Raw genomic sequence first — 23812 nt, forward strand, 5'->3', positions numbered from 1 at the left:
CATAGTAAAAAACATGAAATTGGTAAAACAGTTTGTATTCATAAATACAATCGAAATATTAGATTAAAAGAAAAAATAGTGCATAACTTGAATCACTTAGCCCACATTTTTTAAATTATGCTCAATTCTACGCGTACGCGCCAGAAAGTAGCGCGATAATCCATATAGTATTAAGCTGAGAATTACATTCAGAATAAACACTGAAATAATAACACCTTGCAGTATACCCGCCCACTTTTGCACTTGCATGAACTGTGGTGAAATAGACTGTGCTGTCGGGGTAATCGCTTTACCATAGAGTTGTTGTTGCATCGCCCAGAGCTGCGAGGGACTAAAACCGTATTGAATAAAATCGGGATCATTTTCTTCAGCATCGACCAGTGTCAACACATACGGTATCGCAGCATTTTCATCAGCAGGTGAATGCAATAGTGCAATTTGCGCCAGTATATAAGCTTTTACAGGTGCTGCCAGTTGGGTTTGCTCTAACTGTTGTACCAATTCACTTTCATGCAAGCGGTTTTCATATTGAATCGCCTCAGCGTAGGGATGCTCCGCCTCATCTTTCCAATCATATTGCACATAAGTCAGTGCTGACCAAATACAGATAAATGCAATTAACCAGCCAACGAACTTCATTACAAAAGATTGAAAGCGAATGTAGAAGAAACGAATTTTCTTGAGAAAATGAATCACAAAAAACGCGCCAATAAAGGCACTAATCATTTTGAACAACAACCAGCCAAACCAAGACAGTAAATTAAAAAAATAGTCAGGTGCTTTGCCAAACTGTGCCAAGGCACTGTCTGCACTTACAGGGATATGCAATTGTTTCACTTCGGAACTTAGTCCAAACCAACTGTACAGCATATCCTGCTGGAAAAAATAGCTCAGCAAAGCCACCAGTGCCAAACTGGAAGTGAATATACACCACCACATCAGATGGGTTTGCCGGCGTTTTAGCGCCTGCACGCCTTGCTGAATCTGGCTGGCATTGATTGCATATTCATCTTCTAAATGGGACAAGTGACCTCCTGCAAAATACTATAAGAAAGATTTAGCGTTGATTTGACTCTAATACCAACTGACTTAAATTGCTTTGTAAGTTACGTAAACGCTGTGTCGCCTCTTCACGCTTCTGCATGCCTTCCTTTTGAACTTGTAGCACGTCATTCACCGTTTGAATCAAGGTATTTTGTACATGCTCAAGGGTTTCAATATCAATTACAGAACGCTGATTGGCACGCGCAGTATCGACCGAATTTTGATGCAACAAATCTGCATTACGGCGCAATAAATCATTGGTGGCATCATCAATGGTATTTGCCAGTTGTACACTGTTCTTTTGCTCTTGCAGGGAAATGGCAAGGCTGATTTGGTTTTTCCACGCGGGCAACGTAATGTTTTTGATGGCATAGAACTTATCTACCAACATTAAATTATTCGACTGAATAATCCGAATCATGGGTAAAGTCTGCATGGCAGATTGTTGCAATACCTGTAAATCGCTGACTCGCTTCTCCAGATTGTTAGAGAGATGATTCAGATCATAAATTTTCTGGGTCGTGGTCTGATCCTGCTCCTGTGTGGTTAAGCTGGCAATTTGCTGCTGAACTTCATGCTGCTTGATCTTTCCCGCAGCCACATAAATGCCCAATTGCTTATATTCATCCTGCACCGAATCAAACATCTGTTCCAGTGTCTTGACCCTGTCTTTCAGCCCCGACTGTGAAGCCTCAATTTCTTTGACCAAAGCATCAATCTGTTCTTTAGTGGTATTAAAATGCTGATCAAAACTCTGCTTCGCCCCTTTAAACTTACTTAAGATATTGCCCAAAAAGCCTGAGCTTTTAGACTGATTCAGAATGCTGCTGCCATTTAACTGCTGTGCCACCTGCACCACTTGGTTCAGCTTTTGCCCTGTGGTATCTAAATCTTTGTTTTGCACTAAATCTAACAACTCATCGGTATAAGTCGAGGTTTGCGTGGCAATATGCTTGCCGTACTCGGCAACACTCTGATGGTTCATATCTTGCAATTCTTTGGTTGCGGTCAATACCTCAGCCAAGTCGGAGCTTTGCAAACCCAGCTCTTTTAAATTGAGTTGCTGAAACTGCTGTTCTGCCATTTCTTCCGTCAGGATTACAGCAACGTTGTTCTGTTCTGAATTGGTCATAATTCACCTAATTTTGAGTTGAGTTCCCAGAAGGCTTCTCTAATGATTTTCTTAAAGTTTTAATCAGTTTTTCGCGGCTATTATCGAGCTTTAATAGCTCAGAAGTCGAGTCTGTCTGTTGACTTTGTTTAACATGATATTGCCAAGCAGGAATCAACACCTGTTGAGCTTCCGTAAAACGATCCAGCAAGCCCAATGAGAGTTGCTGCGAAAGCTGCATTTGCTGCAAGGCAATATCATTACTGGCCTGTACGGTTTGCAGGCTATGAATCTTGTGGGATAAGCGTTCGGAAAATTGATCTAAGGGATGCTGCGTGCGTAGCATCTTGGGATACTCGTGCATAAACTCCTGCGCGGCAACCACATAATTTGCCATTCTTAAACGCAAACCCAGTAATTGCTGTACCCGAGATTGTGACTTTTGTATTTCCAAGCGCAGTTTTTGACTTAAATGTTGACTACGATCGAGCAACACATCCAAATTTTTATAGTAGTCAATTTGCCCTGAGCTATGTTCAATATCAATGCCGAGCCATTTCTGCAAAGCATTAAATTTACGTTTCTTTAGATATTTATTGGATTGGCTCAAGGCTTGAATCAGTGCCTCTATACTTTGTCTGAATTGCTGCGTCAGCAGCGGATCTACCCCCTGCAACAACACTGCCTGCGCTTGAACAAGCTGTTCCGCATAATGATGTAGCAATGCCGCATTATTAAAAATGGGCACCAATTCATTCCGTTGAATCGCCAAAACGTCCTGTCGATTGACCTCTATTTCAGATAAAGGAATCAGTTCAGTAACTTGCATTGCAATTTAGATCATGACCAGTACTCCTCTGTTTTAACATAGCCATTAAAATTATCAACTCTGTATTTTTGATATAAAGGTAAAGCACGAACTGGTCGGGATCTTGAATAAACAATAAATAAAATACAACCAGTTAAAAAATGATCCTCCATGGAATCATGCACAACCATCAGACAGATGAATTATTTTTATCAAGAACCAGAATAAATGAGGAGCTCCACAATTTTTCTACACAATTTTAGTTTAATCTTACGCGAAATTACATTTGGAAACATAAAGTCATGGATGCGTTACAGCCTTCTTGGAAATTCAGTGCACTGACTTGTGCACTTTTAGGTATCTCTATTACAGGCTGGGCTACCGAAACCACGCAAGCCGTGACTGAAGAACCTGTCCAAACACTCAAAACCTTAAAGCTTCAAGCTGATGCAACTGCCAATAAAAATAACGACATCAGTGCAATTGCCAAAACCATTATCAACCGTGAAGAAATGCTGAAATATGGTGATCAATCGGTCAGCGATGCCTTAAGACGAGCCGCAGGTTTTCAAATGCCATCCGGTTCTGGTCCGCGTGGTCCAGGAGGTGCATCAGGCATGCGCTTTCGCGGTGGTGGTGCCCCCATCTTTATGATCAATGGTGAACCCGTGCAAGGCGGTCCACGCGGGGGCATGTCGATTATTGATACACTCACGCCTGACATGATTGAACGGATTGAAATTACCAAGCAGCCGAGTGTGACTCAAGCATCGGTCGCGGCATCTGCTGTGATTAATATTATTTTAAAAGAACCGCTTCAAAGCACACGCCTAAGTGGTACTGCGCGTGCTGGTTATGGTCTTTATAGCTCTGGCGCTGCGGAAGAAGAGCGTAAAAACCTCACCCTACAAATGGATGGACGTGATAGTCCTTGGCTATATAGTGTGTCTGCCAACCAGAGTTGGGACGACACCACCTCCATTACAGAAACGCAAACATCAAGCCAAACTCGGGTGCAGAAAAATGTCTCCGAGCGCAAAGCATCCATGATCAGTCCACGTGTGGAATACGAAATTGATGATGAAAACAAAGTTGTAGCGGAACTGTTTTACCGGAACCATGAACGTGATAGCACCCGTTCCGACCAAGTGCAACAGGACAAAAATGATAGCCTGCGTCTCTACACTCGCTATGAACGCCAAGTCGATAAAAACTCCGACAAAGTCCGTCTGTCTTATGAAAAACAGAATGAAACCGAACTCACCCGCTCTTCACAAGCATCACAGTATATTGATCAGCAGATTGAAGAACTCGGTTTGGCGTATGATGCTGTGCGTCAGTTTGATGCAGATCGTCAAATTAAATTTGGGCTAGACACCCGCTCAAATACCCTCGAAAGCAATACCGCTGACACCTTGGATGAGCAACGTTATGCCTTATATAGTGAAGGCAGCTGGCGCTTTACCGATCAGCAGACTGTAACACTGGGGCTACGTCAGGAATGGATTCAGCGTTCAGGCTTAGTGGATTATAATGATCAGCACCTTAGTCCTGTACTGGCACATCTCTATAAGTTTGATGATCAATGGTCACTACAAACCAATATCAGTCAGGCATTCCGTAGTCCGAAAGCTGATAATTTATTACCGACAGTATCTATCTCAACCGACAGTGATGCAGGCAGCCTCAACAACCCTGACCGTGGTGGGAATCCATTTTTGCGTCCTGAAAAAATTCAGGCTTATGAATCAACACTGGGCTATAACACCGCTGCGGGTGGGGTAAATTTAACCGGCTTCTATCGTCAAATTGATGACTATATTGAATCGGTCATTCGTCTGGAAAATGGTCGCTACGTGCAACGTCCACAAAACCAACCGCATGCAACCACTTATGGCGTAGAGCTTTCAGGTCGTTATGCCTTAAAACAAAATGAGCAAGGTCATTCTTGGATGTTGAACAGCCAACTCTCCACCATTCGTGCCAAAGTGGAAGATGACACACAACAAGAACGCCTTGTCAGTGATGTAGCACCTTATACCGCCAGTATGGGACTTTCTTATAGTTATCAACCTTGGCGAGTTTCGACCAGTGTCAATTTAAGTTATACCCCTGAATTTACCCGTGCATTGGAAAATCAGCCCTATAACCGTACCAGCAATGAACGCGTGAACCTAGACATCAGCGCGACCAAACGCTTTAAGCAAGGCTGGTCTACCAGCTTAAGTGCCCGCAATCTGCTCAGCACCGACTATAAAGAGCGCTTGAATAATCAATCTGATGGCAGTTTATATCAAGCGCGAATTAGCCAAGCCATTCCAAGTTTATTGCTCAATATAGAAAAGAAATTCTAAGACCAAGCACCTTCCAAAAAAGACCAAGGTACTTCATGTGAATGCTTCCTGAAGTACCTTGATTCAGTGTTACACACTTGAAAGATGTATCGCACAATGTATTCAGCCTTAGACGTAAAAAAGCACCACTCACTTGATTCAAATGAGTGGTGCTTTTATTTCACTGTAATCAATTAGATTGAAAACAGCGATACAATCTTGAGGGATTAAGCAACGTGCTTTTGTACCAAGATTGATCCTACAGAATAGCCTGCACCGAATGAGCACAATACGCCATATTCGCCATCATTCACTTCATGTGCAGAACGATGTAAGGCAATAATCACACCCGCAGATGAGGTATTTGCAAACTCATCCAGAATGATTGGCACGAGGCTTGGATCTGCTTCAGCTGCTTCCTTACCCACCACCAATTTCAAAATCAGTTCATTCATATTCTGATTGGCTTGATGTAACCAGAAACGCTTCACCTGTTCAGGTTTAATCTGATTCTTTTCCAACTGATTTGAAATCATTTTTGCCACAAGTGGACAAACTTCTTTAAACACTTTACGACCATCTTGACGGAATTGCTTGTCGTCACGTGAAGTCAGTTCAGAACCGTTTAAGAAGCCAAAATTATTACGGATATTGTTTGAAAATTGTGTGAACAAATCTGTATCTAGAATTTCAAAACCAGTTTTTGTGTCAGTATTTTCAATAATTGAAGCTGTAGCCACATCACCAAAAATAAAGTGACAGTCACGTGAACGGTAATCGGTATGACCAGAAGTTAACTCAACATTCACCAACAATACGCGGCGTGCACCCGATTTGATTGCATCATAAGCTTGTTTCAAACCGAAGGTCGCTGCTGAACATGCCACATTCATGTCATAGGCATAACCTTGAATGCCCAGTGCCGTCTGAATTTCAATAGCTACGGCTGGATAGGCACGTTGCAAGTTTGAACATGCCAAAATCACCACATCGATATCTTCAGCAGTGACACCCGCATTTTCCATCGCTTGCTTCGCGGCAGTTACGCCCCACTCCGCTTGAATCGACAATTCGTCATCACTACGTTCGTCTAAACGTGGGCGTAAACGGTTTGGATCAAGTACACCCGTTTTTTCAACCACATAGCGGCGCTTTACACCCGATGCTTTTTCAATAAACTCTGCGCTAGAACCACGACGCGCTTCTAACTCACCCGCTTCAATTTGCTCAGCATGGTCTTGGTTATACTGTTCCACATAAGCATTTAGACTTTCGACTAGCTCTTCATTGGTAATGACGTGTTCTGGGTGGAACAAGCCAGTACCTGTAATACGGATGCCCATGTAAAACTCCTTCTCTGAATTCGTTCAATTCTAACTGATACTCAGACGTTCCCACAATTTTTGTAATCGTGTCGCAGAAATAGGCATCTTGGTTTTCATCGGTTGAGAAAACAGAGAAATACGCAATTCTTCGATCATAAAGTACAATTCTTTCAAACGAACGTCATTTTTATATTTAAATAATTTATCCATCCACGGATCAATTTGTCCAATGGCAGCAATATCTCGTTGGAGATTATTGGGCAAGCGGTCCAAACGCAATAGCAAAGCTGCTAAATATCGTGAATACTCAGTCCACACATCAACTGGTTTGCTATAGACAAAATTAGACAATTGCATTAGATCTAACTGGTCTTCAATATCATCCATGCTGCGTCCAAATATATCGCCATCTAGCATCAATAATTTTTGGCGAATGCTTTGCCACTGGATAAAAATATCACTCATCATTTTTAACGCCTGTTGTCCATGCGTTAAAAAGTTCTGTTTAACCTTCTGCAACAACTGCTGGAATTCAGCCTGATTGATTGGCAGTTCATTAATCGCCAATTGTAGGGAGGCGTATACCAGCATCTGTTCCAGTTGTGCCTTATCACCTAAAGGCGAGTATGCCAATGCCATCGGTTTGGAAATCTGCTTTTTCAACTGACGAACCAGATCACCCAATTGCAAATGGACCAAACGGATAATGCCTTCACGATGCTGCTTAATCGCTTCCTCTTGATCATTGAAGGTTTGAATCACAACGCCTGAATCATCTTTCGCTTCTAGTTTGGCAAATACTTTTACCGGCACCAAAGCTTGATATTGCTTAACCACCACCCCCGTCACTTTATGTGAGGCTTCAAATACAAAGTCATCAGGGAAAGTCTGGAATTGACCTTTGGCCTGCTTGACTGGGCTATGGGTTTCGGTACGGCAACGCGCTTTTAATTCGGCTAAATTGCGCCCTTTTTCAATTACGCGGCCTTTTTCATCAATCACTTTGATAAATGGCAAGAGATATTGATCAATTTTCTCAAATGAAAAATCTTTTTCCGTAATCTGCTCACCGCGTAATTGAAATGCCAAGTAGCTAAATAAGTGTTCACGCAAATGTACCGCATCTATGCGCTGCATTAGCTTTTTCGCAGTATCTGGAATCGGCACCAAATTACGGCGCTTATCTTTCGGTAAGGCTTTTAATAAAGCTTCAATCAAGTCCTGACGCCAGCCTGGAATTCCCCAAGACCAGATGTTTTCATCCACCTGAGGTAAAGCCTGCACTGGAATTTTAACCGTTGCACCATCTTCATCATGACTTGGATCAAAACGATAACTTGCCGCCAAACGCAGTTCGCCATTATGCAAATAATCAGGGAACTGTTGCGTTGTCGGACGATCATTCAGCCACAGTGCATCATCTTCCACATAAAGGAATCGTGGCTGCTTCGGCTCAACCGTGGCACGCCAGTCTTCAAAACTACTGCGACTGGCAATTTCAGCTGGCACTTTCGCGGCATAGAATTGATAGATGGTTTCTTCATCCACCACCAAATCACGACGACGTAATTTGTCTTCGACTCGCTCAACTTCTTCCAGTTTGAGGAGATTATGCTTTAAGAATGGCGGCATGGTGCCCAAATTGCCTGTGGTTAAAGCATCTCTAAGGAAGATTTCATGTGCCGCGGGTTGATCGACTTTTTCATAGTTGATCATGCGCTTCGGTTCAATAATCAGACCGAACAATGAAATCTGCGCATAAGCATTCACGATGCCTGCTTTTTTCGACCAGTGTGGTTCGAAATAATGGTATTTCAGCAAATCACGTGCAGCCAACAGAATCCATTCAGGTTCAATTCTTGCCAGCGTACGTAAATAGACCTGCGAGGTCTCCACCATTTCAAACGCCATCACCCATGGGGTATTGGTCTTGTGCAACGTCGATGCTGGGAATACCCGCGCCTTCTGCTGGCGCACTGCCATAAACACATTACGCTCATCGGTTTTATTGGCAATGAATGACAACAGACCTGTGAGTAAGGCACGGTGCAAGTTTTCATAGCTGGCTTTTTTATCATTAAATGAAAGATGCAAGCCTTTGGCTAAATCCAGCAATTGTTCATGCGTTTTCTTCCATTCACGTAAACGCAACCAGCTCAAGAAATGCTGGCGTGCAAAGGTGCGACGTTTATTTTCACTCATGGATTCGACAGGATCATGAATCGCTTCCCACAACTTCAAATAAAACAGAAAGTCGGAATCTGCTTCACGGAACAAGGCATGTTTTTGATCTGCCTGCATTTGTTTATCCGCAGGACGCTCCCGCGGATCCTGTACCGCTAATGCTGCCACAATAATCAGCACTTCATTTAAAACACCGAAATGTGCCCCACCGATAATCATACGCGCCAAACGCGGGTCGATCGGCATTTTTGCCATCATCTGACCGACTTTGGTCAGCCCGTTGCTCTGATTGCCCTTTTTCCCACGCGTAGCGTCAGATGCTGGCTCGGCTTTGGTTTCACTCAGTTGTGCTGCACTTTTTTCTGTCAGCGCACCAAGTTCAACCAAGAGCTTGCGACCATCATTGACTAAACGGTGATCAGGTGGCTCAATAAAGTCAAATTGTTCTAGTGTACCTAAACCCAGACTTTGCATTTGCAAAATCACCGAAGCCAAATTGGTTCGTTTAATTTCGGGCTCGGTAAATTCTGGGCGGCTTTGGAAGTCCTCTTCACTATACAGACGAATACATACACCCGGTGCAATACGGCCACAACGCCCTTTACGCTGATTGGCTGCTGCCTGTGAAATGGCTTCAATCGGTAAACGTTGCACCCGAGATCGATAGTTGTAACGTGAAATACGGGCAAAACCGCTATCAATCACATAACGGATATTCGGTACAGTCAATGCGGTTTCAGCCACGTTGGTGGCAATAATAATGCGGCGTCCACCACCTGAAGAGTTAAAGATCTTTTGCTGATCAGCCAAAGCCAAACGGGCATAGAGCGGCAAAATTTCTGTATGACGCGGACCATACTTGTGCAAGGTTTCTTGTAATTCTCGAATTTCCTGCTCGGTACTGGCAAAAATCAGGATATCCGCATGTTCAGGATGCCCTTTTTCCTGCGCATCCTGAAAACATTCTTCTACGGCTTGCACCACCGCACGCGGTAAGTTCTCTTCAAAATCATCAAATTCATCATCATCACTACCCACAATGCTCAATTCTGAAATAGGGCGATAACGCACTTCCACAGGAAAACTACGTCCTTCCACTTCAAAAATAGGCGCACCATGGAAATATTGGCTAAAGCGTTGCACATCTAAAGTTGCTGAAGTCACAATCACTTTTAAATCAGGGCGTTTCGGCAACAATTGCTTTAAATAACCCATGATAAAGTCAATATTGAGTGAACGTTCATGTGCTTCATCAATAATGATCGTGTCGTACTTACTTAAATAACGGTCATTCGATAGTTCTGCCAGCAAAATACCATCTGTCATCAGACGTACAATCGAATCTTGCGAACCTTGTTCGTTAAAACGAACCTTGAAGCTGATCGACTCGCCCAGCTTTTCACCGACTTCTTCGGCAATACGCTGTGACACACTTCGCGCTGCCAAACGTCGTGGTTGGGTATGACCAATCATGCCAGTTAAACCACGTCCTGCGAGCATAGCAATTTGCGGTAACTGTGTGGTTTTTCCTGAACCAGTTTCACCCGCCACAATAATCACTTGATGCTGTTGAATGGCAGCCATCAAGCGTTCGGCTGACTGTGTCACAGGCAAGTCTTGATTCAGTTTAATTTTTGGCAGGCGTGCAAACCGTTCCTGAACTTTGCGATTAGACTGCTCGAACAGTTCTTGATATTGCTTGGGATCACCATCTTTGCTGCGGCGTAGTCGATTTAAACGATGACGGTCGCGGGCCATAACCCATTGATCGATATTTAAATGACTTTGCACAGATGATTAATCCCGAGAAAAATTTGAATCCTGCATTTTACGCTTTAAGCGCGCATAGAGAAAGCCTCTCACCCACGATACTGAAATACGGCATGAAATGTGCTTAATTTTCATGCCGATTGATGCAGAAAATGCTTAAAGCTAACAGTTGGATCAAAAAAGTGAGGGCTGGGCAACTTGCACACAGTTCCTTTTCATCTGTGAAAAATTAAACAACTGCAACACACTAAAATATCTTTTTTCAATTTCACCCTTGAAATTCAAGCGCAATGGCTGCATGTTGATTAACGATTTAAATACGACAATTTGATTGTGACGTATTGTCATTTTTTCATCATCTGTTTCATTTGTAATAGGTGATGGTGCTATTGGATGGAATGGTGTTTAAATTGCTAATTCGGTTTTTCCGATGCTTGTAATGTAAAAATACTGTTTCAGCAATAATTAAAATTTCGATATTCTACTTCCAAATTCAAAGACTAACCTCAATCATGGAGACAATGATGAGCTTAATTAATACTGAAGTTAAACCATTTAAAGCACAAGCTTACCTTAACGGCAAGTTCATTGAAGTTACAGAAGCTGACCTTAAAGGCAAATGGTCTGTAGTTTTCTTCTACCCAGCAGACTTCACTTTCGTATGCCCAACTGAGCTTGGTGACCTTGCTGACAACTACGCTGAATTCAAAAAATTAGGCGTTGAAATCTATGCTGTTTCTACTGACACTCACTTCACGCACAAAGCTTGGCACGATTCTTCTGCTGAAATTAAGAAAATTGAATACCCAATGGTTGGCGACCCTACTTGGACGCTTGCTAAAAACTTCGAAGTATTAATCGAAGCTGCTGGTCTTGCTGACCGTGGTACTTTCGTTATCGATCCAGAAGGCAAAATCCAAATCGTTGAAATCAACGCTGGTGGTATTGGTCGTGACGCTCAAGAACTTCTTCGCAAAGTTAAAGCTGCTCAATACGTACACGCTCACCCAGGTGAAGTTTGCCCAGCTAAATGGAAAGAAGGCGACGCTACTTTAGCTCCGTCTATCGACCTAGTTGGTAAAATCTAATTTTGAATTAGATTGCATCGAAAAAACCACGCTTTATGCGTGGTTTTTTTATATCTTAATTTCGAGTAATTTTATCAAGAATGTATTTGACGTCCCTGTAATTTCTGCTATACATCTAATTAAGCCTTCCATTTTATTCAGTTTGAATATTAGGATTAGGTCATTGAGTTTTTTATACAAATTCAAGGAGGTATGTATGGGGATAATGCTTGCCGTGACTTCTTGGAAATACAATGCGACTTCAAGATATTTAAAAATTTTTTATAACAATGGTTCCGGAGAACTCTACCACCCTGTGCCCAAATTTGTTTATGCCAACATGTTACGATGTAGTGATAAAGCTGCCTTTGTCCACAAATACCTAGAATACGACTTGCACTTCACCCGTATCACCATCGAATAAATAACAATAAAAAAATCAGGGTAAGCCCTGATTTTTCACATCCATCCATTCACTTGTAGCTCAGCCATGATAGTCCTTGGCAGTAATCATCAATAAACCTGCCCCTAAAGCCAAAGTCGATAACAAATAATTACCTTCTTCTTTCACCAACTGCGTGAATGCTTGCACTTCTCCTGCATGGGAAATCACATTATCAACAATTAGCACACCGCCCTGCTGAGCCAACACGCGCTTTAAGTGCGGCCAATAGTCCACATAGGCATCACGTTCCGCATCAAGCAAAATGAAATCAAATTGTGCATTACATGCTGCCAAATAATCTTGGGCATCCCCCACCCAAAACTGGATCCGCTGATCGAGTCCAAATTCCTGTACATACTGCTGTGCCTGCGCACTGCGAGCAGCCTCAATTTCTAAAGTGGTGAGCTGTCCTTGCGTAATTTGCAGAGCATCAGCCAGCCACAAGGTGGAATAACCTGTCGAGGTCCCAATTTCCAAAACCTGTTGTGAATTTTGAATCCGAATCTGCATCGCTAAAAATTGTGCCGAATCAGGCTCGATATTGCGGTAACGTTGTAGGCGATCTTTCTGAGTGGCATCATGCTTTTTAAATGACTCGTAGAGTTCATTTATTCTTGCTTCGAAGTGTTGGCTCAAACTCATCGGGACTTCCTGTTCTTAAATTTAATTTACGGTAAATTTCATTTTTTATTTCTTGGGCTGGGTATTTATATACCCGTTTTTTGAATCAATTTAAAGCGCGGTACAACTTTTCCATCTTGCAAAGTCACTTGCTCGCTAAACATGCTCAGTGGACGTACCCATAAAGAGTAATCACCATATAAACATTGATAAACCACCAGTTGCTCTTCCGTTTCACTATGGGTTGCCACAGAAAATACCTGATACAACTGACCTTTATAATGTTGATAAATACCACGTTCTAACATCGTTGAACTCTAAAATTATTTGTGATGCCTCATGCTAAATCATTCAATCGCGTTTGGAAATTCAATCTGTTGAAGTTATTGTATTTTTATCTTTTTCAAAACCTCACATGAGCAGCGAACAACACTAAGTTTAAGCGCATAAAAAAACCACTTCCGAAGAAGTGGTTTTGATTAAATTATTTCTTGAATGGGAACGCATATTTCACAATACGTTTAATCACACTACCGTATTGCTTCACCAAGCTGGCATTGCTGTAGTTTAAACCGTATTTCTCACACACTGCTTGTACTTTTGGCGCCATTTTACGGTAACGACGTGCAGGAATGTCTGGGTACAAGTGATGTTCAATTTGATGACTTAAGTGTCCTGTCAAAATATGGAAAGCTTCAGAACCCGTTAAGTTCGAAGAACCACGAATTTGACGCATATACCAGTGACCACGGCTTTCATTTTGTAATACTGTTTTCGGGAACACTTCAACGTCTTTGGTAAAGTGACCACAGAAAATCACACTGAAGGTCCAGATATTACGGATACCATTCGCGACAAGGTTACCCGTAAACACAGGCAATGCCGCAGGACCAGCAATCAATGGGAAGAACACGTAATCTTTAAACAATTGCTTGCCAATTTTACGTTGTAAAGGCTTCCACTCTTCTTTCAGTTCTTGTTTCGATTTACGACCAAACCAAACTTTACCCACTTCAAGATTCTGAATCGCCACGCCCCATTGGAACAACAAGCAGAATGGGATGCTATACAATGGTTGCAACAAGAACCCTGGTTTCCAGCGTTGTTCTGGGAACAAACGTAATAAACCATAGCCGATATCATCGTCCATACCTTTAATGTTGGTATAAGTATGATGTTTATAGTTATGGGTTTGGCGCCAGTTGTCCGAGGTACCCACGATATCCCACTCGTAATTTTGACCACTGAATTTAGGATCATTCATCCAGTCATATTGACCGTGCATGACATTGTGACCCAATTCCATGTTTTCCATGATTTTAGCAAAGCCCAATAAGCCTGTGCCTAAAATCCATGCTGGTGGGAACCAACCTGCAAATAAGCAGGCACGACCCGCAATCGAAGCATACTGTACGATTGAATAAACACGACGGATATATTTGGCATCTTTCTCGCCAATATCATCCAACACTTCTTGTTTGATCGCATCTAATTCACGCGCCAATTCATCTAACTCAAATTGAGTAAGTTCACGATTTTTTGGGTTCTTAAAATATTGTGCTTTTACAGGCATATTCATGATATTGAACTCTCTTATAAATCAATCACAAGATCTGTTTTGGCAGAACTTACACATAGTTTTAATGGATTACTTGGCTCGCTATTTTGTTGACCATTCAGCATGTCTTGCGTTGAGCCTTGTACTTTATTACATACACATTTATGGCAGACACCCATACGGCAGCCATAAGTCGGTTTCACATTGGCATGTTCCAGACCAACCAAAATCGATTGTCCGCGTGGAATTGCCACCACTTTGTTGGACTTACTTAGCGTCACATTTACAAAGCCAGTATCATCATTTGCTACAGGCGTCATGCTGAATGCTTCGCTCTTGAACAGTTGCGCTTGAGCAAACAGTTGTTCTGCTTGTTGAACAAAACCAGAAGGACCGCAGGCATACACAATGGACTGATCAATATCGGTTAATACCTCGACTTGAGCCGCATTTAAACGTGCATCCGCTTGTTCTTCTTGGGTATAAAACACTTGATAAGAAAATTGCGGATATTGCTTCGCCCATTGCTCAAAATAAGATTTGAAGGCGAAATCTGCATAGTGCTTTACCCAGTACATCACATGAACTTTACGCTCACGTAATTGTTCCGACTGCGTCAAGGCAGTCAATAAGCTGTACATTGGGGTAATACCGCTACCCGCAGCCAACAAAATTAACGGTTGCTTCTGTTGAGGCAACAACATATCACCATAAGGTTGACCAAATTCAAGTACGTCACCCACTTGAGCTTGGTTGATTAACCAGTTGCTCACTTTACCTTGTTCAACTTTCTTCACGCTAAGCAACACATGCTGTGCATCAATCTGAGTCAAACTATAAGTACGCTCATAACGCGCACCTTGTACATCGACCATCACAGGATGATGCTGACCTGCTTGACCCATTTTGAAATGACGGTTGACTTCAATCGTCATGCTCACCATTTCATCTGCAGTCGTATCTTTTTGAACAATCTTACCGAGTGCCTGATCGACAGACCAAAGTGGATTGACTTTTTGCAACCAGAAATTCAACGAGTGCTGATCAACAACACTGTCGATTAAAAAATTAAGGGGAGAATTTGATTTTTTTAGCATGAACATCGTTAGGACCACGCAATTGACTTTTAATTATTATACACATGTATATATATTTGTATATATATTCGTCCTTTTTTATTCATTTCACTTCATCAGCAGTAAAGGCTATAATGCGAAAAAGCATTTAATCTATTGAAAAATATGAACCAGCCTTCGATCAAAACAAAACTCGACACTACAACGCATGAGCTAAATAAGGCACATGAACCTGTTGTAGTACGTTCTGTCGGTCGTAAAGCTACCATTACGAAAGATGAATTATTCCAAGCAGCGCTCAAGCTGATTGGACCTGAAAAAAGTATCGCTTCTTTAAGTTTGCGTGAAGTTGCACGTGAGGCAGGCATTGCACCAAATAGTTTTTATCGCCATTTCAAAGATATAGATGAACTAGCGATTGAATTAATTGACCGTTCAGGCATTGTATTACGCCAAATTTTGCATGAAGCGCGTTTAAAAGCCATCAAACAAAGCAGCATTATTCGCAGCTCAGTCGAAGTATTTATTGAACAGTTAAATACGGATGAAGGCAATTTAAGCCTGTTGCTGCGTGAAGGCTATACAGGCTCGACCTCTTATAAACAAGCGGTAGATCGTCAACTGAATTTCTTCCAGCAAGAACTAAAAGATGACTTGATTCGCCTAGAACGTCTCAATCACAGCAAAATGGCACATCCCGAACTTGCTGCCAAAGCCATTACCCAACTGGTGTTTCATATGGGTGCTAAAGTCATTGATTTACCCAATGATGAGCGTAAAGCCGTTGCAGAACAAACCATGATCATGATTCGCATGATTTTAGAAGGCGCACGCCATTTGGATGAGTCGCAAATTCGTTAAACTTAGAAACGCATTTATCCCAATAAAAAAGCACCTGACGGTGCTTTTTTATTGCTGGATCGGAAGTTAAACCTTAAGGCTTAACCACGACCAAGACCTGAATCGCTTCTGGAGTGACAGATAAACCATCCAACAAGCCAATGCCTTCTTTTTGCAATTTTTGTAAACGCGTAATTTCATCTTCACGAATACTTGGGTTGAATTGCTTTAAGTAGCTCAAACGGTCAATTTCATATTGCCATTTTCCACCATAGATTTCTTTGGCTTGCTGCTTCATCTCAGGTAAAGCAGCTTTGGCAATATTCAAGGCTTGTTGATAACGCTCTTCAATCACATCACGACGAGCTTTCACCACTTGACGGCAACTGTTACTGTCTAAATGATGTAAATATGGTTTCAAAATACTTGGCTCGATCTTCATCGATAAATCTTGACCATTCTCACTGAGCAATACGCGAATCAATTGCTGTGGCAAGCTCGATGGCAAGTTCAAGGCTTTCGGTGCAATCACATCGACCTTAAACCACACTTCAAGTAGAACTGAACCTTGTTTTAATGCGTTCGACTTTAAAATCGCGACATTGGTACTACCAAAAGCCTGCGTATTGATCATTTCCATCACGCTTTCAGTGAATGGATGTTCTAAAGTCAAATATTGTGCATCTTCACGCACTTGCGCTTGATCACGATAGAAGGTCGCAGTCATGCCTTCTTCATCCAAGGTAAGACCTTGAACTTGCATTTGATCTGTCGGTTTAATAATGACTGTACCATTGCTTTGCTCATCAAAATCAATGTTAGTCGACGCCATGAAGCGCTTCATAAACATTGGCAAAGTGGTGTTGTCATCATAGTCTTCAAGCGCTTGCACAATTTCCTGCGCCACAATTGGACGACATGAGTTGTATTCCAGTAAACGGTCACGCCCTGCTTGCAATTCAGCTTCAAGCGCTTCACGTTGCACACTGACTTCTTCAAGCAAGTCTTCAAACTGTTGCCCCATATCGGTAAGTAAGCAGTCTTTCAAATTCACAATGAAGTTTTCTTGTAAGGTTTGTGCGGTTGGCGAAATATTACTAAAAATATTCAACGCTTCGTTATACCAACGGAACATACGCTCTTGCGCAGTACCTTCCAAATATGGCACATGAATTTGAATACGGTTTTCTTGACCAATACGGTCTAAACGACCAATACGCTGTTCCAACACGTCAGGGTTGGCAGGTAGATCAAATAAAACCAAGTCAGAAGCAAACTGGAAGTTACGCCCTTCTGAACCAATTTCAGAACAGAGTAAAATCTGGGCACCATAAGAATCTTCAGCAAAATATGCCGCAGCTTGGTCACGCTCAAGCAAGCTCATGCCTTCATGGAACATAGCTGTACGGATACCCGCATGCAAACGCAGAGCATTTTCCAAGGCTTCCACTACAGGACCACTACGCGCAATCAACAACACTTTTTTGTGTTTTAACTGGGTACGCAGCATTTCCATGAGCCAACCCACGCGTGGGTCAGATTCCATCCATGCACCATCAAGTTGGGCTTCTTCAGGCCACATTTGCTCACGCAATTTACCATCTTTAGACCAGTTTTCTGGTGCTGGAAGTGGTGCAGGCTGGCAATCACGACCAGGGAAGCCTTGAATCGCTTCACGGGTATTACGGAATAAAATACGACCTGTACCATGACGGTCTAACAACTCATGGATGGCACGGAAACGTTGTTCAGGTTCATCTGTAATACGGTGACCCAATAACTGCTCAATGGCGGTTAAATGGCTTTCTTCAAGCGGGAAATCTGACATCAACACTTCTGCAATTTTTGCAGTATGTTGATATTTTTCTTCTTCATCCAAGAAACGGTCTAATGAACTAAAGCGTTGTGGATCGAGCAAGCGTAAGCGGGCGAAATGGCTTTCTACACCCAACTGCTCTGGTGTTGCAGTTAACAACAATACACCCGGAGTTTGTTCAGCTAACTCTTCGACCAGATCATAGCGATCATTACCGCCTTCTTCTTCATTCCACATCAAATGATGCGCTTCATCCACGACCAACAGATCGAAACCAGCTTCAAGCGCTTGTTCACGCAAATCATCATGATCAATCATCAAATCCACGCTGGCAATAATGCATTGCTCAGTCAAGAATGGATTGAGTTCTGGATCATGTTCTTTAATAGATGCGGTACGTGTTAAATCAAAAATTGAGAACGCCAAGTTGAAACGGCGACGCATTTCAATCATCCACTGATACTGCAATGAATCAGGGACTAAAATCAGAATACGTTCAGAACGGCCTGTTTTTAATTGTTGATGGATAATCAAACCCGCTTCAATGGTTTTACCTAGCCCCACTTCATCGGCCAATAAAACACGCGGTGCAAAACGTTTACCTACTTCATGCGCAATATAAAGCTGATGCGGAATCAAACCAACACGCGCACCCACTAGACCACGGAGCGGGCTGCTTTGCATATTGGCTTGCATCAGCAACGCTTCAATACGCAGGTCATACCATTCTTTATAATCAATCTGGCTTGCCAATAAACGATCTAATGGCTTCGATAACTGGATTTGTGCCCCAATACGGGTTTCATTTAGCGTTTTACGTTGTTGAGAACCATCTTCTAAGGTCCGCACCACTGCATAACGCACTACGCCATGATTATGCTCCAATGACTCCACCAGCCACTGTGTGCCTTCCTGATCGTGGACTTCATCATTCGCATTAAAAACGATACGAGATAGAGGGGCATTGTTGCGGGCATATACACGCGTTTCATCGCTTTTTGGGAATAAGATGCTAATCGAGCGTTCATCTACGTCGATTAAAACCCCCAAGCCAAGCTCTGTTTCTGTGTCAGATAACCAACGTTGACCAATAGCAAATTGCTGCAATTTTTCCACCTTTATCTCAAATGTAGACCAAGAAATAATTGCTCAAAACAGAAAGTTATTTGAACAAAATTTCAGGCCTTTAAGCAATATATTTTGACATAAAGCTCACTAAAAAAGTGGGCTTATTCGAATCTGAAGCGTATTTTTTTCGCCCTAAAATGGCACTGGACAGTAGAACTCAACCAACTGCTCGGTCTTCGGATGAAGAAAGCTTAGGCGTTCAGCATGCAAACATAAACGATCCAACAATAGCTGCTCGGGTGCGGCATACAGCGTATCCCCTACGATTGGATGACCTAAGTACTGCATATGTACACGTAACTGATGCGAACGACCTGTAATGGGTGTCAGTTCCACACGCGTCACCGCTTGACCTTGCATTTCAAAATGCTCAGTCGCTTTCCAGTGTGTCAATGCGGGCTTGTTGTGACTCGGATCAGCAATGTGCAAAGGTGGACGCGTCGGATCATAGACCACAGGTACATCCACCGTGCCTTCACCTTGTAAATGCCCAGCCACAACTGCTTGATAGATTTTTGAAGTTTGTCGTTCTTGAAACTGACGAGAAATTCGGTTTTGCCCGAACTTAGAGAGTGCAAAAACCAAAATGCCTGAAGTATCACGGTCTAGACGGTGAATCAGCAAGGTTTTCGGTTCTTCTTGTAGCAACCGATTAATGACACAGTCTTGCAAGTCAGCCGTTTTTCCTGGCACTGTGAGTATCCCCGCAGGTTTATGGATTACCATAAAATCCTCATCACGGTGGATCAGATGTTCATTCAGAAATTGACTCAAGAGATTTTCCAAGCTGACTGTGCAAACAAGCGGGCAATAATAAAAAGCTCACTCGAAAATTACAATGCAGAATCAGATAAAAGTCAGCGTTTTTTACGATTTTATCTAAAAAAATGCCGATTATGCCCGTATTATGAATCTGCCCTTAACTGCTTAATCAGTTTTTCCAGATTTTGGCTATGTAATACATCTTCATAACTGATATTCGCACCATTGGCTCGCCATAGTCCAACCAAACTCATGACTGCGACAGAGTCCAAAGCATATGCCTGTAAATCCTGCACTAAATCCAATTCTAAAGGTGATATTTCTAGAGCTTCTGCAATAGCATACAGGATACCACGCTCGGACAAGATAAATTCTTTAGGTGCGCTGAGCGACCAAAGCCGTAGCAAACTTTGGGTATTCATATGCAACATGTGCTGTAAGCTGATTTTCTCAATCCACTGCACATGCTGCTCCAAATTCGGAAGCGCTATAGCATCATTAATGACACAGATCTGTTCACTCACCGAATGAATATGCTCTAAAAGCTGTTTCGCCACTGGGGTAATTAAACCAGTCACCACCAACTGTTGTCGATCCGACAAATGCTCACCCAAGCGCTGCATGGTCTCAGCGGGATTGGCAAGATCTAAATTTAGGATCGGAACATCAAGGGCTTGGGCTTTTTGTATACAGCGTAGAACATTCAATGCCAATTCGCTGTTGCTCCACTCTGCTTCTGCTTGTAACTGTTGTAAACCAATCACCAACAAAACACTTTGCGTAGTGCTCAATGACCATTTGGCTGGTGTAGCGACAAGCTGAATCTTTTTTGGCAAGGGATAAAACATCAGCCCTGAACCTGTGCCAGAAATTGTTGAATCGCATATTGGGCAATTTCTGCATCTTGGAAGGATTTCACCCCAGAAATACCCACTGCCCCCACAAGCTGCCCTTGGTACAAAATCGGCTCACCCCCCTCTAGCATTCCCGAAATACTTTCTACAGTCAGAAAGCCTTGCTGTCCATTGCGGATTAAATCTTCAAACAATTTAGTGGGACGTTTGCTGATGGCAGAACATTGTGCTTTTTCATGACACAAACGTGCAGTCATAGGCGATGCCCCATCCATACGTTTCATGTTCAACAGGCAACCCGTGTCATCCACCACGGCGATACTGACAGCAAAGCCGTTTTGCAGCGCATATTCATAGGCAGTATTTAAGATTAATTCGGCATCGGCTAAGTCTAAACAGTATTTGGTTTTCATGTATTTTCCTTGCATAAAAAAGCCTGCAACACTGTCACAGGCTTTTATCACATTCTGTTTGGATTACGCTTTCATTTCAGCAAAAGTTTCTTTGGCTGCCTGAATGGTAAACGCAATATCTTCATCACTATGTGCACTTGAAATAAAGCCTGCTTCAAATGCTGATGGTGCCAAGTTCACACCACGATTTAACATGCCATGGAAGAATTTACGGAATGCCGCAACGTCACATTTCAACATCGAATCGAAACTAGTGATGTCTTCTTGATCGGTAAAGTACAGACCGAACATCGCACCTGCCTGTTGGGTTTTAAAAGGAATCCCCGCAGCATCGGCTTCTTGTTGTAAACCTGCCAATAGTTTTTCTAATTGCGCAATTAAGTTCTCGTAGAAACCTGGCTGGCGCAAATGTTTGAACATTTCAATCCCTGCGCGCATTGCCAAAGGATTACCCGACAATGTACCCGCTTGGTAGACTTTACCTAGTGGTGCAATACATTCCATCACTTCACGTTTACCACCAAAAGCACCGACTGGCAGACCTGCACCAATAATTTTACCTAAAGTGGTTAAGTCAGGCGTCACACCGTAGTGTGCTTGTGCACCGCCCAGTCCAACACGGAAACCCGTCATGACTTCATCAATAATGAAGACTGAACCGTGTTCATCACATACTTCACGAATCGCTTGCAAGAAGCCTTCAACTGGCTTCACCAAGTTCATATTGCCTGCAACTGGCTCGACAATTACACCCGCAATTTCAGCACCAAATTTGGCAAAGCATTCTTTTAATGTCGCAATGTCGTTATACGGTAGGGTTAACGTGTGCTTGGCAAAATCAGCAGGCACACCCGCAGAAGTCGCTTCACCTTCACCTGTGGTCAATAAGCCTGAACCCGCTTTCACTAATAGTGAGTCTGAATGACCGTGGTAGCAGCCTTCAAATTTCACAATTTTGTCACGACCCGTATAGCCACGTGCCAAACGAATGGCAGTCATAGTGGCTTCGGTGCCTGAGTTGGTCATACGCACCATTTCAATTGAAGGCATGATTTCACAAATTACATCTGCCAAAGTCGTTTCATGTACCGTTGGTGCACCAAAACTTAAACCATCTACGGCAGCTTCTTGCACCGCTTTAATAATATCTGGATGAGCATGACCAAGAATCATCGGTCCCCAAGAGCCGACATAATCTACATAACGCTTACCATCCACATCAAACAAATAGGCACCTTGTGCTTTTTCAATAAAAACCGGTGTACCACCTACACCATTAAACGCGCGCACAGGAGAGTTCACCCCTCCTGGAATATGTTTACTGGCTTGTTTAAATAGTTGTTCTTGCTTTGGAGATAAACTCATGAATTCACTCAACCTAAAAAGAAAATAATCGACTTACAACATTATGCTATTTTAGCAAATAACTGTGCCCATGCATGCACACGGGATGGGATGTCAGCTACATTCAACGCTAATATATCACTAATTACCGCGCAAAGGTCTGCGCCCGCAGTGATCACAGGTGCTGAATTTTCAACGGTTAATCCCCCAATCGCACAAATCGGTAGCGCAAATTTCTGATTTGCCTGAGCAATCACTTCAATCCCCACATTGCCTGCTTCAGGTTTAGTCGCAGTGGTATAGACTGCACCAAATGCGACATAGGTGGCGCCTTCCGCAATCGCTTTTTCTGCTAATGCCAAAGAGTTTAAGCAGGTACGACCAATAATGACGCCTTGCGGTAAACGCGCAACTGCATCGGCAATTTCACCATCATCCTGCCCCAAATGCACACCCAATCCGTATTGTTCTGCAAGAGCCAAATCATCATTAATCACAAACGGCACTTGGTATTGCTCACATAATGCCTTGATTTGTTCAACTTCCGCTGGTTGCTCTGTCAGACTTATTTTTTTACGGCGATACTGAAGAATTGCAATCTGTCCCGTTGCCAAAGCTGCGTGTAATTTTTCCAGCAAAACATTTAAAGGATCATCATTGGTAATGAGGTATAAACCACGCATAAAAACGCCTTTCCACAACTGTTTAAAGAATCTATTATGATCTAGATTCTAAGATTTCATAAAAAAGCCATCATAGCATTATGATGGCTTTGCGACAGATCAGATTTACGCTAATTCCTTATGCTCAGCGCCAAACTTATAAATAATCGCCTTCACGTTCAGGTTGATACAATACCCGTTCAATTTTGACTTTCATTAAATGTCCATCAGGTTGTGGCCATTCAATTTCCTGACCTTCAGACAGTCCTAAAATTGCTGCACCGACTGGTGCCAGTACATTCACTTGTCCTTTATCACCACGAAAATCGTGTGGATACACCAAGGTAATTTCCGTTGCTGTCGTTTCAGGGGCAATGATCACCAATACCCGTGCATTCATGGTCACAACATTGGCAGGAACATCTTGCGGGGCAACAACATTTGCGCGTGCCAGCTCATCTTCCAAATGTTCCATGGTCGGTGTTAATTTCGATTGATGCTCTAACATGGTTTCTAAACGATTTAGATCCTGTGCAGAAACAATAATGGTAGGTTTATCCATAAAACCGTCCTTCTCAAAAATTTATGTTTTAAGTTTTACGTTGTATGTTCTTTATTTTCACTTACTCAATTATTTATAGCAGAAAATGA

The 23812-nt window shown here is 42.5% G+C and carries 20 protein-coding genes; 4 read left to right on the forward strand and 16 right to left on the reverse strand.

Annotated elements, in window-relative coordinates:
* Positions 1-96: 96 nt before the first annotated feature.
* From ACWQ4X_RS11410 to ACWQ4X_RS11420, 3 genes are read right to left on the reverse strand one after another with little or no spacing between them, the layout of a single operon-like run.
* Positions 97-1026 (reverse strand): hypothetical protein, encoded by a 930-nt coding sequence (locus tag ACWQ4X_RS11410; RefSeq protein WP_457903721.1) that lies wholly within the window; start codon positions 1024-1026, stop codon positions 97-99.
* Between the two features lie 31 nt (positions 1027-1057).
* Entirely contained in the window at positions 1058-2176 is a 1119-nt protein-coding gene (locus ACWQ4X_RS11415; protein ID WP_100241613.1) for a toxic anion resistance protein, read from the reverse strand.
* A 7-nt stretch (positions 2177-2183) separates the two neighbouring features.
* Entirely contained in the window at positions 2184-2984 is an 801-nt protein-coding gene (locus ACWQ4X_RS11420; RefSeq protein ID WP_457903722.1) for a tellurium resistance protein, read from the reverse strand.
* A 281-nt stretch (positions 2985-3265) separates the two neighbouring features.
* Here ACWQ4X_RS11420 and ACWQ4X_RS11425 point away from each other — a divergent pair, with 281 nt between their 5' ends.
* On the forward strand, positions 3266-5317 hold the full coding sequence (locus ACWQ4X_RS11425; RefSeq protein ID WP_457903723.1) for a TonB-dependent receptor plug domain-containing protein: 2052 nt from the start codon (positions 3266-3268) through the stop codon (positions 5315-5317).
* A 206-nt stretch (positions 5318-5523) separates the two neighbouring features.
* On the opposite strand, the gene ACWQ4X_RS11430 is transcribed toward ACWQ4X_RS11425, so the two are convergent.
* Together ACWQ4X_RS11430 and hrpA are read right to left on the reverse strand one after the other, a co-directional pair.
* Positions 5524-6639 carry a beta-ketoacyl-ACP synthase III gene (locus ACWQ4X_RS11430; RefSeq protein ID WP_457903724.1) on the reverse strand — a complete coding sequence of 372 codons (1116 nt, stop codon included), beginning with the start codon at positions 6637-6639 and terminating at the stop codon, positions 5524-5526.
* A gap of 30 nt (positions 6640-6669) precedes the next feature.
* On the reverse strand, positions 6670-10596 hold the full coding sequence (hrpA, locus tag ACWQ4X_RS11435; protein WP_457903725.1) for an ATP-dependent RNA helicase HrpA: 3927 nt from the start codon (positions 10594-10596) through the stop codon (positions 6670-6672).
* Positions 10597-11099: 503 nt separating this feature from the next.
* Between hrpA and ahpC the strand changes: the two genes are divergently transcribed.
* Both ahpC and ACWQ4X_RS11445 read left to right on the forward strand, forming a co-directional pair.
* Positions 11100-11663, forward strand: coding sequence for an alkyl hydroperoxide reductase subunit C (gene ahpC, locus ACWQ4X_RS11440; RefSeq protein ID WP_100241618.1), 564 nt, complete (start codon positions 11100-11102; stop codon positions 11661-11663).
* Between the two features lie 196 nt (positions 11664-11859).
* Positions 11860-12066 carry a KTSC domain-containing protein gene (locus ACWQ4X_RS11445; RefSeq protein ID WP_457903726.1) on the forward strand — a complete coding sequence of 69 codons (207 nt, stop codon included), beginning with the start codon at positions 11860-11862 and terminating at the stop codon, positions 12064-12066.
* A gap of 60 nt (positions 12067-12126) precedes the next feature.
* On the opposite strand, the gene ACWQ4X_RS11450 is transcribed toward ACWQ4X_RS11445, so the two are convergent.
* The 4 genes from ACWQ4X_RS11450 to ACWQ4X_RS11465 all read right to left on the reverse strand — a co-directional run bounded on the left by ACWQ4X_RS11450 (position 12127) and on the right by ACWQ4X_RS11465 (position 15369).
* On the reverse strand, positions 12127-12729 hold the full coding sequence (locus ACWQ4X_RS11450) for an O-methyltransferase (protein ID WP_457903727.1): 603 nt from the start codon (positions 12727-12729) through the stop codon (positions 12127-12129).
* A 65-nt stretch (positions 12730-12794) separates the two neighbouring features.
* Positions 12795-13016, reverse strand: coding sequence for a DUF1653 domain-containing protein (locus ACWQ4X_RS11455; RefSeq protein ID WP_457903728.1), 222 nt, complete (start codon positions 13014-13016; stop codon positions 12795-12797).
* A gap of 176 nt (positions 13017-13192) precedes the next feature.
* Entirely contained in the window at positions 13193-14287 is a 1095-nt protein-coding gene (locus ACWQ4X_RS11460; protein WP_457903729.1) for a fatty acid desaturase family protein, read from the reverse strand.
* A gap of 14 nt (positions 14288-14301) precedes the next feature.
* Positions 14302-15369, reverse strand: a complete 1068-nt coding sequence (locus ACWQ4X_RS11465; protein ID WP_457903730.1) for a ferredoxin reductase — start codon at positions 15367-15369, stop codon at positions 14302-14304.
* 138 nt (positions 15370-15507) lie between these two features.
* Here ACWQ4X_RS11465 and fabR point away from each other — a divergent pair, with 138 nt between their 5' ends.
* Positions 15508-16203 (forward strand): HTH-type transcriptional repressor FabR, encoded by a 696-nt coding sequence (fabR, locus tag ACWQ4X_RS11470; protein ID WP_100241623.1) that lies wholly within the window; start codon positions 15508-15510, stop codon positions 16201-16203.
* Between the two features lie 73 nt (positions 16204-16276).
* Here the strand turns inward: fabR and rapA are convergent, their stop codons facing one another.
* The 7 genes from rapA to rnk form a co-directional block, all read right to left on the reverse strand.
* Positions 16277-19114, reverse strand: coding sequence for an RNA polymerase-associated protein RapA (gene rapA / locus ACWQ4X_RS11475; protein ID WP_457903731.1), 2838 nt, complete (start codon positions 19112-19114; stop codon positions 16277-16279).
* A gap of 144 nt (positions 19115-19258) precedes the next feature.
* On the reverse strand, positions 19259-19900 hold the full coding sequence (locus ACWQ4X_RS11480; protein ID WP_142769123.1) for an RluA family pseudouridine synthase: 642 nt from the start codon (positions 19898-19900) through the stop codon (positions 19259-19261).
* 131 nt (positions 19901-20031) lie between these two features.
* Positions 20032-20736 (reverse strand): phosphopantetheine-binding protein, encoded by a 705-nt coding sequence (locus ACWQ4X_RS11485; RefSeq protein WP_457903732.1) that lies wholly within the window; start codon positions 20734-20736, stop codon positions 20032-20034.
* A complete protein-coding gene (locus ACWQ4X_RS11490; RefSeq protein WP_457903733.1) occupies positions 20736-21155 on the reverse strand; it encodes a GlcG/HbpS family heme-binding protein in 420 nt (139 codons plus the stop codon). Before ACWQ4X_RS11490 ends, ACWQ4X_RS11485 begins: the two co-directional genes overlap by 1 nt.
* A 63-nt stretch (positions 21156-21218) precedes the next feature.
* Positions 21219-22520: a glutamate-1-semialdehyde 2,1-aminomutase gene (gene hemL, locus ACWQ4X_RS11495; RefSeq protein ID WP_457903734.1), complete on the reverse strand. Its 1302-nt coding sequence runs from the start codon at positions 22518-22520 to the stop codon at positions 21219-21221.
* A gap of 41 nt (positions 22521-22561) precedes the next feature.
* Positions 22562-23182: a thiamine phosphate synthase gene (gene thiE, locus ACWQ4X_RS11500; RefSeq protein WP_457903735.1), complete on the reverse strand. Its 621-nt coding sequence runs from the start codon at positions 23180-23182 to the stop codon at positions 22562-22564.
* Positions 23183-23318: 136 nt separating this feature from the next.
* The gene (gene rnk / locus ACWQ4X_RS11505; RefSeq protein ID WP_100241630.1) at positions 23319-23723 is read right to left on the reverse strand and encodes a nucleoside diphosphate kinase regulator; all 405 of its coding nucleotides are present in this window, start codon (positions 23721-23723) and stop codon (positions 23319-23321) included.
* Between the last annotated feature and the right edge of the window lie 89 nt (positions 23724-23812).

It is taken from the genome of Acinetobacter sp. NigerLNRRAM0016, from assembly GCF_054112845.1.